This window comes from Ruegeria sp. BC5, assembly GCF_056539205.1.
Genome location: NZ_JBQFUN010000009.1, coordinates 128,986 through 142,453, shown reverse-complemented (window position 1 = coordinate 142,453; position 13,468 = coordinate 128,986). Strand labels below are relative to the sequence as shown.

Below are 13,468 nucleotides of genomic sequence, written 5' to 3'. Positions count from 1 at the left end.
ACTCCCCCAATGACATGGTGATGGGCAGGTTGTGCCGCCACGTCACGGGGAAGTCAACGAATCCAAGGGGGTGGTGGTATTTCTACCTAGCCACCCTTAGGTGGCTGCCTTCTTGGTCGTTTTCTTGGCTGCCGCTTTTTTCTTGGGTGCGGCCTTTTTCTTGGTACCCTTCTTGGCAGCCCGCTCATTGACCAGCTCAATGGCCATTTCCTGCGTCACGTCTCCGGGCTTGATATCCTTGGGAATGGTGGCATTGACCTTTTCCCACTTCACGTATGGCCCATACCGCCCATCAAGAACCTGCATTGTGCCGCCATCGGGGTGCTCGCCCAGTTCTTTGAGCGGTTTGGCAGCGGCCCCGCGTCCGCGCCCCGGATTGGCGCGCTTCTCGGCCAGCATTTCAACTGCGCGGTTCATACCGATCTCGAACACATCGTTGGGGTCTTTGAGGTTGGCATAGACCGGTTTTGCTTCCTCGGGCAATTGGTGCATCAGATACGGTCCAAACCGCCCAAAATTCGAGCTGATCATACCGCCCTCGGGGTGTTCGCCGATCTGGCGGGGCAGGGACAGCAACGTCAGCGCCTTGTCCAGATCCATGTCATCCTTGCTCCACCCGCGCGGCAGGGACGCGCGCGGCGGCTTCTTGTTCTCGGGCGTGGGTTCGCCGCGCTGAACGTAAGGACCGAACCGGCCGGATTTCAGCCAAATCTCATCGCCCGCATCCTCACCCAGCAGACGTTCGTCGCCTTCGGCCCCTTCGCCCGCGATGGGACGGGTATAGGTGCATTCGGGATAGTTGCCGCAACCCACAAACCCGCCCGTGCGCGAGGTCTTCAGGTGCAGTTGTCCCACGCCGCATTTCGGGCAGATACGCGGATCAGACCCATCCTCGCGCGGGGGGTACAGTTGCGGCGCCAGTGCCTCGTCCAACTTGTCCAACACCTCGGAAATACGCAATTCCGATGTCTCGCCAATGGCGGCCGAGAAATCGCGCCAGAACTTGCCCAACAAGTCCTTATAGTCGCGGTCCCCAGCACTGACATCATCCAGCTGTTCCTCCAGATTGGCGGTGAACTCATAGCCAACATATTGTCGGAAGAAATTCAGCAGAAAGATCGTTACGATCCGGCCTTTTTCTTCGGGGATCAGACGGTTCTTGTCCTTGCGTACATATTCCCTGTCCTGAATCGTGGTCACGATCGAGGCATAGGTCGAGGGGCGCCCGATCCCCAGCTCTTCCATCCGCTTGACCAAGGTGGCCTCGGTATAGCGCGGCGGCGGCTGGGTGTGGTGTTGCAGGGCCAGAACGGATTCGTTGTCGGACAGGATGGCGGCCTTGTCCTCAGCCTTGGTGAACTGATCCTTCAGCGATGTCTTGGCAAACGGTGCTGGATCACCCTGCATGATCTGCGGCAGGCGCTTTTCGTCGTCATCGGCCACATCATCGCGACCCTCTTCATACACGCGCATGAAGCCGTCAAACAGCACCACCTGACCGGTGGCACGCAGGCCAACCTGGCCGTCGGCGCTGCCAACCTCAACCGTTGTTCTTTCCAGACGCGCGGCGGCCATTTGACAGGCGATGGTGCGCTTCCAGATCAAGTCATACAGCTTGCGCTGATCCTCATCCGTCACCTTCAGTGCCTTGGCATCCCGCGCCATGTCCGTTGGGCGGATACACTCGTGCGCTTCCTGTGCGTTCTTGGCCTTGTTCTTATACATGCGTGGGCTGTCCGGCACATATTCCGCGCCATACCGGTCGGCAATTGTATCGCGGGTGGCGGCCACGGCTTCGGGCGCCATATCGATACCATCGGTCCGCATATAAGTGATGTAACCCGCCTCATACAGCCGCTGCGCCACCTGCATGGCATGGCGGGCACCCATGCCAAACTTGCGGCTGGCCTCTTGTTGCAGGGTCGAGGTCATGAACGGTGCGCTGGGGTTGCGCGCGGCGGGCTTGGCTTCGACCGAAGTAACGCTGAGCGCGCGGCTGGTGATCGCCTGAACCGCCAGTTCCGCCTGAGTGGCATTGGCCAATTCGTGCTTGTCCAGCTTTTTGCCCGCCAGAGTGACCAAGCGTGCCTCATAGGTCTGACCGCGTGGCGTTTCAAACAGGGCACGTACCGACCAGTATTCGACAGGTTTGAACGCTTCGATCTCCATCTCGCGCTCGACGATCAGGCGCAGACAGACCGATTGCACACGTCCTGCCGATTTCGCGCCGGGCAGTTTACGCCACAAAACCGGAGACAGGTTGAACCCGACCAGATAGTCCAGCGCGCGGCGGGCCAGATACGCCTCGACCAACGGCATATCGACCTCACGCGGGTTCTGCATCGCCTCGGTCACCGCGTCTTTGGTGATGGCGTTGAAGGTCACGCGGCTGACGGGCGTATCCTTTTTGATCGAACGGCGTTTGGTCAGCGCCTCTTGCAAGTGCCAGCTGATCGCCTCTCCCTCACGATCGGGGTCAGTGGCAAGGATCAGGGCATTGTCTTCCTTCAGCGCGTCGGCGATGGCTTTGACATGTTTACGGCTGTCGTTGCCGACCTCCCATTTCATCTCAAATTCATGCTCGGGGTCGACGGAACCGTCCTTGGGGGGCAGGTCGCGAACATGACCATAAGATGCCAGGACAGTGTAATCAGGGCCAAGGTATTTGTTGATTGTTTTGGCTTTGGCCGGGGATTCTACAACAACAACAGGCATTTAAGGGGAAACCTCGCTCGACGGATTGGGCGCCTTCTATGATCGTGCAAGATGTGTAGGGCAAGAGCGAATTGTCAATGCGTTCCTTTAAATACGTGAATTTTACGGCGATTTCAGCGCGATAGCCTTCAAAAAATCAGCGCGGGGCGTGAGACGCTTGCTCAGGCCGTTAGTGACAGCAACCCACCGGGCTGACGTTGGATGCGCCCGTCCAATTCCAGATCAACCAGCGCCGGACCAATCTCGCCTGCCGTGGCTGCGATGTCGCGGATCAACTGGTCCTCGGCGATGGGCGAAGGACCAAGCCGAGCCAGAATTTCGCGATGAAGGGCGGCACCCGAGGCGACGGGTTCGGGTGTCATTTCGGGAACTGTGGTCTCGAATAATTCGGACTGTTGTTCTGGCAACGCTTCGATAACGTCTTCGGCGGACCGCACCAGAGTGGCCCCGTCGCGGATCAGCAGATTGCAACCGGCGGCGCGGGCATCGAAAGGATGGCCGGGTACTGCCAGAACCTCGCGCCCTTGATCCAGCGCGTCGCGTGCGGTGATCAGGCTGCCGGATTTTGCTGCCGCTTCAACCACCACAACAGCCTGTGCCAGGCCCGAGATAATGCGGTTACGACGGGGAAAGTGCCGGGCTTGCGGTGTCACGCCCATGGGCTGTTCCGACAGGCGCAGGCCAGATTGGGCGATGTCCCTTGCCAGATCGGTGTTTTCCGCAGGATAAGTTACATCTACGCCGCCGGCCATGACCGCCACCGTGCCAGCATTCAGCGCCGCCAAATGCGCCGAGGTGTCAATCCCGCGGGCCAGGCCCGAGACCACGACATATCCCTGTTTTCCGAGGTCGGTTGCCAGGCCACGCGCCATCCGCGCCCCTAAAGACGAGCAATTGCGCGCACCGACCATCGCAATTGAGGGCTTGCGCAACACGGATACGTCGCCAATGGCCCAAAGCATCGGTGGGGCATCGGACAAATCGTTCAGGGCAGTGGGGAAATCAGCGGACCCAAGGCACAATAGCCGCGCGTTTGCGGCTTTTGCGGCCTTGAGCTCCGCCTCAATCACGCCAGGCGGGCAAATTTCATACCCTTTAATTCCGGCGGCACGTGCCATTTCAGGCAGCGCGGCCAGCGCATTCTGCGCTGAGCCATGTTCGCGCAGCAGCCGACGAAACGTCGCCGGGCCGACCTTGCGCGAGCGCAACAGACGAAGCCAGGAGAACCGGTCCTCTTCCGTGGTGGGTGGGAGTGTGGGGTGATAGGAAGAAAGCTGCTCTTCGGTCATCCGTTGCTCCGCCTGATTGCAGAACTGGTTTACGACTGAGGGGGTTAACAGCTTGTAAATCTTGTCAAATTATTCAGAAAATTTCCCAGAATTGATAGCGTGTTTGGTGTAACCGTCAGATAACAAACAGGAAAATAAACTGCCTGCCCGATGGAAATTCTCAGACAGGCATCAATATCGATTGATTGTTCACACGTGGCGTTAACCTTGCCGGTGACCGATTCTGTGTCAGGCAGCAGATCCGCCGACGGTCAGGCCGTCCATCAGAACGGTTGGCTGGCCGACACCTACCGGCACCCATTGGCCGTCTTTCCCACAGGTGCCCATACCCGGATCAAGCGCCATATCATTGCCCAATCCCCGGATGCGGTTCAGGGCGGAGGGTCCGTCGCCGATCAGGGTTGCACCCTTGACCGGGGCGCCAATCTTGCCGTTTTCAACGCGGTACGCCTCGGTGCAGGAAAACACGAACTTGCCGTTGGTGATATCCACCTGCCCACCACCAAAGCCCACGGCCCAGATACCGTCTTTGATATCGGCCACAAGCGAAGCAGGATCGGCGTTGCCGCCCAACATCACCGTATTGGTCATTCTTGGCATGGGCTTGTGCGCATAGCTTTGCCGCCGCCCGTTTCCGGTGGGCGCAACATTCATCAGACGCGCATTCTGACGGTCCTGCATATAACCAGTCAGAACGCCATCCTCGATCAGCACTGTCCGCGAACTGGGCGTGCCTTCGTCATCTACAGTGATTGATCCGCGTCGGTCGGCAATCGTGCCGTCATCCACGACGGTGACGCCTTTTGACGCGATCTGCTGTCCCATCAGGCCCGCGAAGGCCGAGCTGCCCTTGCGATTAAAGTCGCCTTCCAGCCCATGTCCGATGGCCTCGTGCAGCAAGATACCGGGCCAGCCGGGGCCCAGGGCCACCTCCATCACGCCCGCCGGGGCAGGGATGGCGTCCAGATTGACCAAAGCGATCCGCAGCGCCTCGCGTGCTTTGTCCTGCCAGTCTGTCGGGTCGATGAGGCCATCCAGACCAACGCGTCCGCCACCCCCGGCCGAGCCGCTTTCACGGCGGCCGTTCTGTTCGACAATGACCGAGATGTTCAGGCGGGTCATCGGACGCACATCGCGCACCAGAACCCCGTCGGGGCGCAGGATCTCGACCTCTTGCACAGCGGCGGCGATCGTGGCGCTGACTTGCACGACGCGAGGGTCGAGGTCGCGGGAAAAGGCGTCGATTTCGCGCAGTGTTTCAATTTTCACCGGGAAACTTGCCGATTCGATCGGATCCTCGTCCGTATAAAGCCGCGTGTTGGTGGCGCGGGGCGCCTCGGCCAAGGTGCCACCACCATCGCCTACCGCCAGACGCGCGGTTTCGGCGGCCCGTTTCAGCGCCGGGATCGAAACATCGGTGGAATGTGCATAGCCCGCCACCTCACCTTGCACAGCACGCAGGCCGAATCCTTCGGAAGCATCATAGGACGCCGTCTTCAAACGCCCGTCGTCAAAGACCAGAGACTCGGATTTTCGCCGCTCGACAAACAGCTCACCATCCACGGCCCCGGCGGTGGCCGACTGCAAAACTGCAAGCGCTTCGTCCTGCGGAAGAACGCTTTCAAACGGGCGAAACGGGTCGTTGGGCATCGGTTGGGACCTTTCCGGTTTGATCCAGATCAAAAATAGCGTCTGTTTGACGCAAGCATTTTGCTTTATCTACCCGCCGGAATATGGTTTTTAACGCGGCCAAAGACAACGGGAGAGGTGCGACTGATTCACACCTTTTCGCCAGAGAAGCTAAGATCAGACGATCAGGACAGAAAATGAAGAACGCTTTGATGCTTTCCGGGCTTGCAACAGCCCTCTCCAGCCTTCCCGCCATGGCTCAGGAGCTTGAGATTATTGGCAAGCCGGTTGCCGGCGGTGTAAATTTCCAGCCTGCAGCTACAGACCTTGCCGTGGGGATTCACAGACTGGACGCGATGATTCTGGTGATCATCACCGTCATCTGTCTGCTGGTCGCGGGTCTACTGGTCTACTGCATCATGCGTTACAATCAGCGCGCAAACCCGACACCGGCGCGATTCTCGCACTATACCCCGGTTGAAATTGCTTGGACCCTGGGGCCGATCCTGGTTCTGGTCTTTATCGGTGCGTTCTCACTTCCGGTTCTGTTCAAACAGCAGGAAATTCCCGAAGGTGACGTGGTAATCAAAGTGGTGGGCAACCAGTGGTACTGGACCTACGAATATGTTGATCACGATTTTGCGTTCGACAGCTATCTGCTGGGTCACCCCGCAACTCTGGACGAAGGTGCCCGCCCGGCGGATGCCGACGTAACGCCGTTCGTTCTGGATGATGCGATGCGCGCTAAGCTGGCCGATTCCGGTTACAGCGATGATGAGTGGCTGCTGGCCACCGATACGGCCGTTGTTGTGCCGGTCGGTAAGATCATCGTTATGCAGGTGACTGCGTCGGACGTGATCCACTCTTGGACCATCCCGTCCTTTGGCGTGAAGCAGGACGGCGTACCGGGTCGTCTGGCCGAGCTGTGGTTCCAGGCTGACAAGGAAGGCATCTATTTCGGTCAGTGTTCTGAACTGTGCGGAAAGGACCACGCTTACATGCCGATCACCGTCAAGGTTGTCAGCGAAGAAGCCTATGAGCAATGGCTGCAAGGCGCTCTGGAAGAGTACGCAGGTCAGCCTGCGGCCTATCAGGTTGCTTCGAACTGATCCGGGCATTGGCCGGATGAATACATGATGCAGGCTGCGCGGTGATCGCGCAGCTTTCGCCCCAAAAGGACCCGACATGAGCGACGCAAGCTTCAATGCCAGCACCGTGACCGCGCAGACCCGCGCGGACGAGGCCAGCTTTGGCGACTATTTCGCCCTGCTGAAGCCGCGGGTCATGTCGTTGGTGGTGTTCACGGCGCTTGTCGGTCTGCTGGCGGCACCTGTGCCGGTCCATCCCTTTGTCGGCTTCTGCGCCATCTTGTTCATTGCCATCGGTGGTGGTGCCTCGGGTGCGCTGAACATGTGGTGGGACGCTGACATTGACAAGGTGATGAAGCGCACCAAAGGCCGTCCGATTCCGTCCGGCAAGGTTGATGCTGGCGAGGCCATGGCCATTGGGCTGGCGCTGTCTGGCCTGTCGGTGATCATGCTGGGTCTGGCAACGAACTGGTTTGCCGGAGCCTTCCTGGGTTTCACCATCTTTTTCTATGTCGTGGTCTACACGATGTGGCTAAAGCGTTCGACGCCGCAGAACATCGTGATCGGTGGTGCGGCAGGGGCTTTCCCTCCGGTAATCGGTTGGGTCGCGGCCACGGGGTCGATGACGCTTGAGCCGTGGTTGATGTTTGCCTTGACCTTCATGTGGACTCCACCGCATTTCTGGGCTCTGGCGCTGTTCATGCGCTCGGATTACGACGATGCGGGTGTGCCGATGCTGACCGTGACACACGGCCGCCGCGCGACGCGCTGGCACATTCTTGTTTACACCGTACTGCTGGCGCTGCTGGCGGTTGGCACGTCCTTCTCGGGCATCGGTGGCCCGATCTATCTGACCGTTGCTGTTGTGATGAACGCCCTGTTCCTGCGCGGAGCGTGGCAGATCTCGCGTCGCACCGAGGATGACTCAGAGGCAGATAACTTCAAGGTCGAGCGCTCATTCTTTAAGCTGTCGCTGCTCTACCTGTTCCTGCACTTCGGCGCGATTCTGGCTGAGGCGTTGTTGAAACCCTATGGATTGGGAGGTTGGTCATGAGTCTGCGCAAAAGCCATGAGCTGCACCAGCGCCGGTTCAACCGCAATCTGGGGGTGGGTCTGACGCTGGCTGCCTTCATTGTGATCATCTTTGGGCTAACGATCGTAAAAGTCTCGGGCACTGGCCTGGGTCAGCCGACACAAGAGGTTCAGAACTGATGGCCTTGTCCGGTCCGCAAAAAACAGTGATGCAGACGGTCAGTGTGGTCGTGCTGATGGGCGGTTTGGCCTGGGCGGCGGTGCCGTTTTACGACTGGTTCTGCCGGGTCACTGGTTTTGGCGGTACGGTTGGTGTGGCCGAAACCGCGCCCGAGGATATTCTGGACCGCAAGGTCACTGTCCGCTTTGACGCCTCGAAAGCCAAAGGCATGGCGTGGGAGTTCAAACCGGTCGAGCGTGAGATGGAAGTGCGCATCGGTGAGACCGGATTGGCCTTTTACGAAGCCCACAACCCGACCGACCGTCCGATTGCCGGGCAGGCGTCTTACAACGTCGCGCCGTATTCGGCCGGTGGGTATTTTCAGAAAATCGCCTGTTTCTGTTTTGAAGAGCAGGTGCTGCAACCCGGTGAGCGGGTGCAGATGCCGGTAACCTTCTTCGTCGACCCGGAAATCGTCGAGGATCTGGAAGCCAAGTATGTGCATACGATTACTCTGTCGTATACATTCTACGAAATAGACCTGCCCGAGGGCTACGCAGCCCTGGATGAGCAGGCAGATACAAATACGAACTAACGCCTGTAGGTGAGGGACGCTGATGGCACACGCAAAAAACCATGATTATCACATTCTGGCCCCGTCGATCTGGCCGCTGATCGGCGCGATCGGTGGCTTTGTGATGCTGTTCGGGGCCGTCCTTTGGATGCACGGTGTTACACCGTTTGTGTTCTGGGCCGGTCTGGTGGCCGTTCTTTACACCATGTTCGCCTGGTGGTCCGAGGTTGTGGCCGAAAGCCGCGCCGGTGATCACACACCGGTGGTACGCATCGGTCTGCGTTATGGTTTCATCCTGTTCGTGATGTCCGAGGTGATGTTCTTCTTCGCCTGGTTCTGGTCGTTCTTCAAACACCGCATGTATCCGATGTACGACTATGCTGGCACCGAGTACATCCAGCCGGATATTCACGCGGTTGACCCCTTCCACCTGCCGCTGATCAACACGCTGGTTCTGCTGTTGTCGGGCTGTGCGATCACCTGGGCGCACCACGCGCTGGTGCATGACAATGACCGCAAGGCGCTGATCAACGGTCTGGCTATCGGTATCGTACTGGGTATCGCATTTACTGCCCTGCAGGGCTTTGAATATTATGAATTGCTGGCGCACGAAGGCTGGAAATTCGGCGACGATCAGTTCTATTCTAACTTCTTCATGGCCACCGGGTTCCACGGTTTCCACGTGATCATCGGTACCATCTTCCTTTCGGTCTGCCTGATCCGGGCGCTACGCGGTGACTTTACCCCTGAAAAACACGTCGGGTTTGAAGCGGCAGCCTGGTACTGGCACTTTGTGGATGTCGTCTGGCTGTTCCTGTTCTTCGCCGTCTACATCTGGGGTCAGGCCCCGCTGATTTAACGCCGGTCAGGCGATCCAATTGCAAAAGCCGCCCCAAGGGGCGGCTTTTTCTCTATCCAGGGCGCAAGATTGCGCCCGATACAATTGCGTGGTTGCAATCTTGCACGTGGCACCCTTAACAAGGCGCCGGTTCAACCCGAGCCTTTAGGTAACGAAATCTGGTCCCGATATGCGCCGCATCCTGTTCCTGCTGATATTTGGTATTGCCGGTGTGGCGATCCTGTTGTCTCTGGGCTTCTGGCAGATGCAGCGACTGACATGGAAACAGGGTGTTCTGTCCGAGATTGATACTCGCATCACGGCAGCACCGGTTGCCTTACCCGACAGCGTTTCTCCTGAGGATGACAAGTACTTGCCGGTAACGATTTCTGGTGAGATGGAGCCCGGGGAAATCCATGTTCTGGTTTCGGTCAAACTTGTTGGCGCAGGTTACCGCATTATTCAGCGTTTCAGCACTGAAGACCGAACAATTCTTGTAGACCGGGGGTTTGTTCCGACCACTGCCAAGCAGGCTGAACGGCAGGTGGGTCAGATGGAGGTAACGGGTAATCTGCATTGGCCCGATGAGGTCGACGGGTACACACCCGAACCGGACATGGAAAGCAATATCTGGTTTGCCCGCGACGTGCCCAATCTGGCCGCTGCTTTGGGGGCTGAACCGGTGTTTCTTATCGCCCGTTCACAAACTGACCCGGGCGTGACGCCCCTGCCTGTCGACACTGCGGGTATTCCCAATGACCACCTGCAATATGCAATCACATGGTTTGGTCTGGCTCTGGTCTGGGCCGCGATGACCGGTTATTTCCTGTGGCGCAATCGCGCCCCTTCTGAAAGTGAAGAGTAATGAAATACATCTCGACCCGTGGCCAAGCGCCTGAACTGACCTTTGAAGAGGCGATGCTGACCGGGCTGGCCCGCGATGGTGGCCTGTACCTGCCTGCCGAAATTCCGGTGATGAGCCAGGAAGAGATCGCAGCATTGGCAGGGTTGCCCTATGAGGAAATCGCGTTCAGCGTGATGTGGCCCTATGTCAGCGGGTCCTTTGCCGAGGATGAGTTCAAGGCGATCATCGCCCGCGCCTATGAAGGCTTTGGTCATGATGCCCGTGCGCCACTGAAGCAGCTGAACGAAAACCACTTCCTACTGGAGTTGTTCCACGGTCCGACACTGGCGTTCAAAGACTTTGCCATGCAACTGATCGGGCAACTGTTCCAGGTGGCCCTGAAGCGGCGCGGTGAACGTGTGACCATCGTGGGCGCAACCAGCGGCGATACGGGCTCGGCCGCGATTGAGGCGTTCCGGGGGCTGGATGCCGTGGACGTGTTCATTCTGTTCCCCCATGGTCGTGTGTCCGAGGTGCAACGCCGCCAGATGACCACGCCGGCAGACAGCAATGTGCATGCATTGGCCGTTGATGGCGACTTTGACGATTGTCAGGCTGCCGTAAAGGACATGTTCAACGATTTCGAATTTCGCGATGGGGTGAAACTGGCGGGTGTGAACTCGATCAACTTTGCCCGCGTGTTGGCGCAGGTGGTCTACTATTTCTCGGCTGCGGCCAGCCTGGGGGCACCGCATCGCAAGGTCAGCTTCACCGTGCCTACCGGCAATTTTGGTGACATCTTTGCCGGTTATATCGCCAAGTGCATGGGGCTGCCCATTGATCGGTTGGTTGTGGCCACAAATCAGAACGACATTCTGCATCGCTGCCTTTCGGGGCAGGGGTACTTCAAGGGCGACACCATTCCTTCGATCAGCCCGTCGATGGATATTCAGGTCAGCTCGAACTTTGAACGTGCGCTGTACTATGCCTATGGCGAGGATGGCAGCGCTGTATCGCAGTTGATGGATGAGCTGAAGAATGGCGGCTTCAACGTCAGTCAGGGCGCGATGGAAGCACTGCGCGAGAATTTCGACTCGGGCCGCGTGTCCGAGGATGAAACACTGGCCACCATCAAATCCGCATTGGCCCACAGCGCCGAGCTGGTTTGCCCGCACACCGCGGTCGGTATCAAGGTCGCCGAAGATCACCGTGCGGCTGACGTTCCGATGATCACTTTGGCCACCGCTCATCCGGCGAAATTCCCGGCGGCGGTTGAGAAGGCGAGTGACGTACATCCGCCTCTTCCCTCTCGCATGTCTGATCTATATGAACGTCCGGAACGGGTGACCCGCATCGCCAATGATCTGGGTGCCATTGAGGATCATATCAAAAGGCATATTGCTGAGTGACTGTCAGACAAGACCAATTGAAGAACGGCTTTCGTATCGTCAGTGAACATATGCCGGGGCTGCAATCGGCGGCCATCGGCATTTGGGTAACCGCCGGTGGGCGGCATGAACGGATCGAGCAGAACGGTATTGCCCATTTCCTTGAACATATGGCGTTCAAGGGAACTGAGCGCAGGTCTGCGCTGCAGATCGCCGAAGCGATCGAGGATGTGGGCGGGTATATCAACGCCTATACCTCGCGCGAGGTGACGGCCTATTACGCACGCGTTCTGAAAGACGATGTGGCGCTGGCGATGGACGTGATTGGTGACATCGTTCTGAACCCTATCTTTGACCCGCGCGAGATCGAGGTCGAGCGCGGCGTGATCCTGCAAGAGATCGGCCAGGCTTATGACACGCCGGACGACGTGATTTTTGACTGGTTGCAAGAGCAGAGCTATCACGATCAACCGCTGGGCCGCACCATTCTGGGCCCGACTGAGCGGGTCAGCGCCTTCTCGCGCGAGGACTTGTCGGGTTTTGTCGCTGAGCACTACGGGCCGGAACAGATGATCTTGTCTGCCGCGGGCGCGGTGGATCACGACGCGCTGATGAAAATGGCCGAAGAGATGTTTGGCCATCTGCAACCGCGCAAAGGGCTGGTTCCTGAAACGGCCCGCTTCACCGGTGGCGAAGCGCGACAAGAGAAAGAGCTGGAACAAGCCCATTTCGCACTCGCGCTGGAAAGCCCCGGCTACCGCGACGATGAGATCTATACGGCACAGATTTACTCCACCGCTTTGGGTGGCGGCATGTCCTCGCGCCTGTTTCAGGAGGTGCGCGAGATGCGTGGCCTATGCTACACGATCTTTGCGCAGACCGGGGCCTATGCTGATACCGGAACAACAACGATCTACGCAGGCACCTCGGCGGATCAGGTCGCAGAGCTGGCCACGATTACCATCGATGAGATGAAGCGTGCCGCCGAAGACATGAGCGCCGAAGAGGTTGCCCGCGCCCGCGCGCAGATGAAAGCCGGGATGCTGATGGGGCTGGAAAGCCCATCAAACCGGGCGGAACGTCTGGCGCGTCTGGTTCAGATTTGGGACCGGGTGCCGTCGCTTGAGGATACGGTCGCCAAGATCGATGCAGTCAGCACGGGGGATGTTCGTGCGTTTGCGGAAAAGATGGCGCTTCAGGCGCCGGCGGCCTTGGCGCTCTACGGTCCAGTTTCCGCCGCGCCCACGCTGTCAGAATTGCAGGAGAGGCGTGCGGCGTGATGCTGTTGGGCAGACGCAAGCTGAAACTCGAGACCGAGCGCCTAAGCCTGCGCCCGCCCGTTCACTCTGATTTCAACGATTGGGCGGCGCTGCGGCGAGCGTCCCAAGAATTCCTTACCCCGTGGGAGCCGATCTGGGCTAAGGATCATCTGACGCGCAAATCTTTCACCAATCGCGTCTACTGGGCGCAGCGTTCAGTGGCCAGTGGCACAGCGATTCCTTTGTTCCTATTCCGTCGATCCGATGATGTGCTTCTGGGGGCGATCACGCTGGACAACGTGCGACGCGGCCCGGCGCAGGCCGGGACGCTGGGATATTGGACCGGTCAAACCTTTGCCCGCAACGGGTATATGCGCGAGGCGATTGGCGCGATTGTCCACTATGCCTTCACCCGCTTGGATCTGAGCCGGATCGAGGCCGCCTGCCTGCCCGAAAACAAGCCCTCGCGCGGGTTGCTGGAAAGCTCGGGCTTTAAATATGAAGGCGTGGCGCAGTCTTATCTGCAGATCAACGGGCGGTGGCGGACGCATGTCCTGTATGCCAGCCTGCGGTCGGATCGGCGCGGCAAGACGGACGCGGGCTAGGGGCTCTGCCCCCGGCGCGGCCAGCCGCGCCTCCCCCGAGATATTTT

General features: G+C 58.8%; 12 protein-coding genes. 9 read left to right on the top strand and 3 right to left on the bottom strand.

From position 1 onward, the window contains the following. Window positions 1-96: 96 nt before the first annotated feature. From topA to tldD, 3 genes are all read right to left on the bottom strand, one after another. A complete protein-coding gene (gene topA / locus ACR0LY_RS17880; protein WP_170351437.1) occupies window positions 97-2,715 on the bottom strand; it encodes a type I DNA topoisomerase in 2,619 nt (872 codons plus the stop codon). Window positions 2,716-2,876: 161 nt separating this feature from the next. Beyond that, window positions 2,877-4,004, bottom strand: coding sequence for a DNA-processing protein DprA (dprA, locus tag ACR0LY_RS17875; protein ID WP_170351435.1), 1,128 nt, complete (start codon window positions 4,002-4,004; stop codon window positions 2,877-2,879). 228 nt (window positions 4,005-4,232) lie between these two features. Beyond that, window positions 4,233-5,654: a metalloprotease TldD gene (gene tldD / locus ACR0LY_RS17870; protein ID WP_170351433.1), complete on the bottom strand. Its 1,422-nt coding sequence runs from the start codon at window positions 5,652-5,654 to the stop codon at window positions 4,233-4,235. A 176-nt stretch (window positions 5,655-5,830) separates the two neighbouring features. Here tldD and coxB point away from each other — a divergent pair, with 176 nt between their 5' ends. The 9 genes from coxB (at window position 5,831) to ACR0LY_RS17825 (ending at window position 13,421) form a co-directional block, all read left to right on the top strand. Continuing rightward, complete coding sequence (coxB, locus tag ACR0LY_RS17865; protein WP_170351431.1) at window positions 5,831-6,742, top strand: cytochrome c oxidase subunit II; 912 nt, start codon at window positions 5,831-5,833, stop codon at window positions 6,740-6,742. 76 nt (window positions 6,743-6,818) lie between these two features. After that, on the top strand, window positions 6,819-7,775 hold the full coding sequence (gene cyoE / locus ACR0LY_RS17860) for a heme o synthase (protein WP_170351429.1): 957 nt from the start codon (window positions 6,819-6,821) through the stop codon (window positions 7,773-7,775). Continuing rightward, entirely contained in the window at window positions 7,772-7,933 is a 162-nt protein-coding gene (locus ACR0LY_RS17855; protein WP_170351427.1) for a hypothetical protein, read from the top strand. The genes cyoE and ACR0LY_RS17855 overlap by 4 nt, the downstream gene beginning before the upstream one ends. Further along, a complete protein-coding gene (locus ACR0LY_RS17850) occupies window positions 7,933-8,508 on the top strand; it encodes a cytochrome c oxidase assembly protein (RefSeq protein ID WP_170351425.1) in 576 nt (191 codons plus the stop codon). Before ACR0LY_RS17855 ends, ACR0LY_RS17850 begins: the two co-directional genes overlap by 1 nt. Window positions 8,509-8,530: 22 nt before the next feature. Next, the gene (locus ACR0LY_RS17845) at window positions 8,531-9,346 is read left to right on the top strand and encodes a cytochrome c oxidase subunit 3 (protein WP_170351424.1); all 816 of its coding nucleotides are present in this window, start codon (window positions 8,531-8,533) and stop codon (window positions 9,344-9,346) included. 169 nt (window positions 9,347-9,515) lie between these two features. Beyond that, window positions 9,516-10,190 carry an SURF1 family protein gene (locus ACR0LY_RS17840; RefSeq protein ID WP_170351422.1) on the top strand — a complete coding sequence of 225 codons (675 nt, stop codon included), beginning with the start codon at window positions 9,516-9,518 and terminating at the stop codon, window positions 10,188-10,190. Beyond that, window positions 10,190-11,578: a threonine synthase gene (gene thrC / locus ACR0LY_RS17835; RefSeq protein WP_170351420.1), complete on the top strand. Its 1,389-nt coding sequence runs from the start codon at window positions 10,190-10,192 to the stop codon at window positions 11,576-11,578. Before ACR0LY_RS17840 ends, thrC begins: the two co-directional genes overlap by 1 nt. After that, on the top strand, window positions 11,575-12,837 hold the full coding sequence (locus ACR0LY_RS17830; protein WP_170351418.1) for a M16 family metallopeptidase: 1,263 nt from the start codon (window positions 11,575-11,577) through the stop codon (window positions 12,835-12,837). Before thrC ends, ACR0LY_RS17830 begins: the two co-directional genes overlap by 4 nt. Beyond that, window positions 12,837-13,421, top strand: a complete 585-nt coding sequence (locus ACR0LY_RS17825) for a GNAT family N-acetyltransferase (RefSeq protein ID WP_170351416.1) — start codon at window positions 12,837-12,839, stop codon at window positions 13,419-13,421. The genes ACR0LY_RS17830 and ACR0LY_RS17825 overlap by 1 nt, the downstream gene beginning before the upstream one ends. Window positions 13,422-13,468: the final 47 nt, after the last annotated feature.

Bases quoted from the DNA above. Each gene is read 5' to 3' on its own strand.
- topA (WP_170351437.1), bottom strand. From the start codon at position 2,715: ATGCCTGTTGTTGTTGTAGAATCCCCGGCCAAAGCCAAAACAATCAAC.
- dprA (WP_170351435.1), bottom strand. From the start codon at position 4,004: ATGACCGAAGAGCAGCTTTCTTCCTATCACCCCACACTCCCACCCACC.
- tldD (WP_170351433.1), bottom strand. From the start codon at position 5,654: ATGCCCAACGACCCGTTTCGCCCGTTTGAAAGCGTTCTTCCGCAGGAC.
- coxB (WP_170351431.1), top strand. From the start codon at position 5,831: ATGAAGAACGCTTTGATGCTTTCCGGGCTTGCAACAGCCCTCTCCAGC.
- cyoE (WP_170351429.1), top strand. From the start codon at position 6,819: ATGAGCGACGCAAGCTTCAATGCCAGCACCGTGACCGCGCAGACCCGC.
- ACR0LY_RS17855 (WP_170351427.1), top strand. From the start codon at position 7,772: ATGAGTCTGCGCAAAAGCCATGAGCTGCACCAGCGCCGGTTCAACCGC.
- ACR0LY_RS17850 (WP_170351425.1), top strand. From the start codon at position 7,933: ATGGCCTTGTCCGGTCCGCAAAAAACAGTGATGCAGACGGTCAGTGTG.
- ACR0LY_RS17845 (WP_170351424.1), top strand. From the start codon at position 8,531: ATGGCACACGCAAAAAACCATGATTATCACATTCTGGCCCCGTCGATC.
- ACR0LY_RS17840 (WP_170351422.1), top strand. From the start codon at position 9,516: ATGCGCCGCATCCTGTTCCTGCTGATATTTGGTATTGCCGGTGTGGCG.
- thrC (WP_170351420.1), top strand. From the start codon at position 10,190: ATGAAATACATCTCGACCCGTGGCCAAGCGCCTGAACTGACCTTTGAA.
- ACR0LY_RS17825 (WP_170351416.1), top strand. From the start codon at position 12,837: ATGCTGTTGGGCAGACGCAAGCTGAAACTCGAGACCGAGCGCCTAAGC.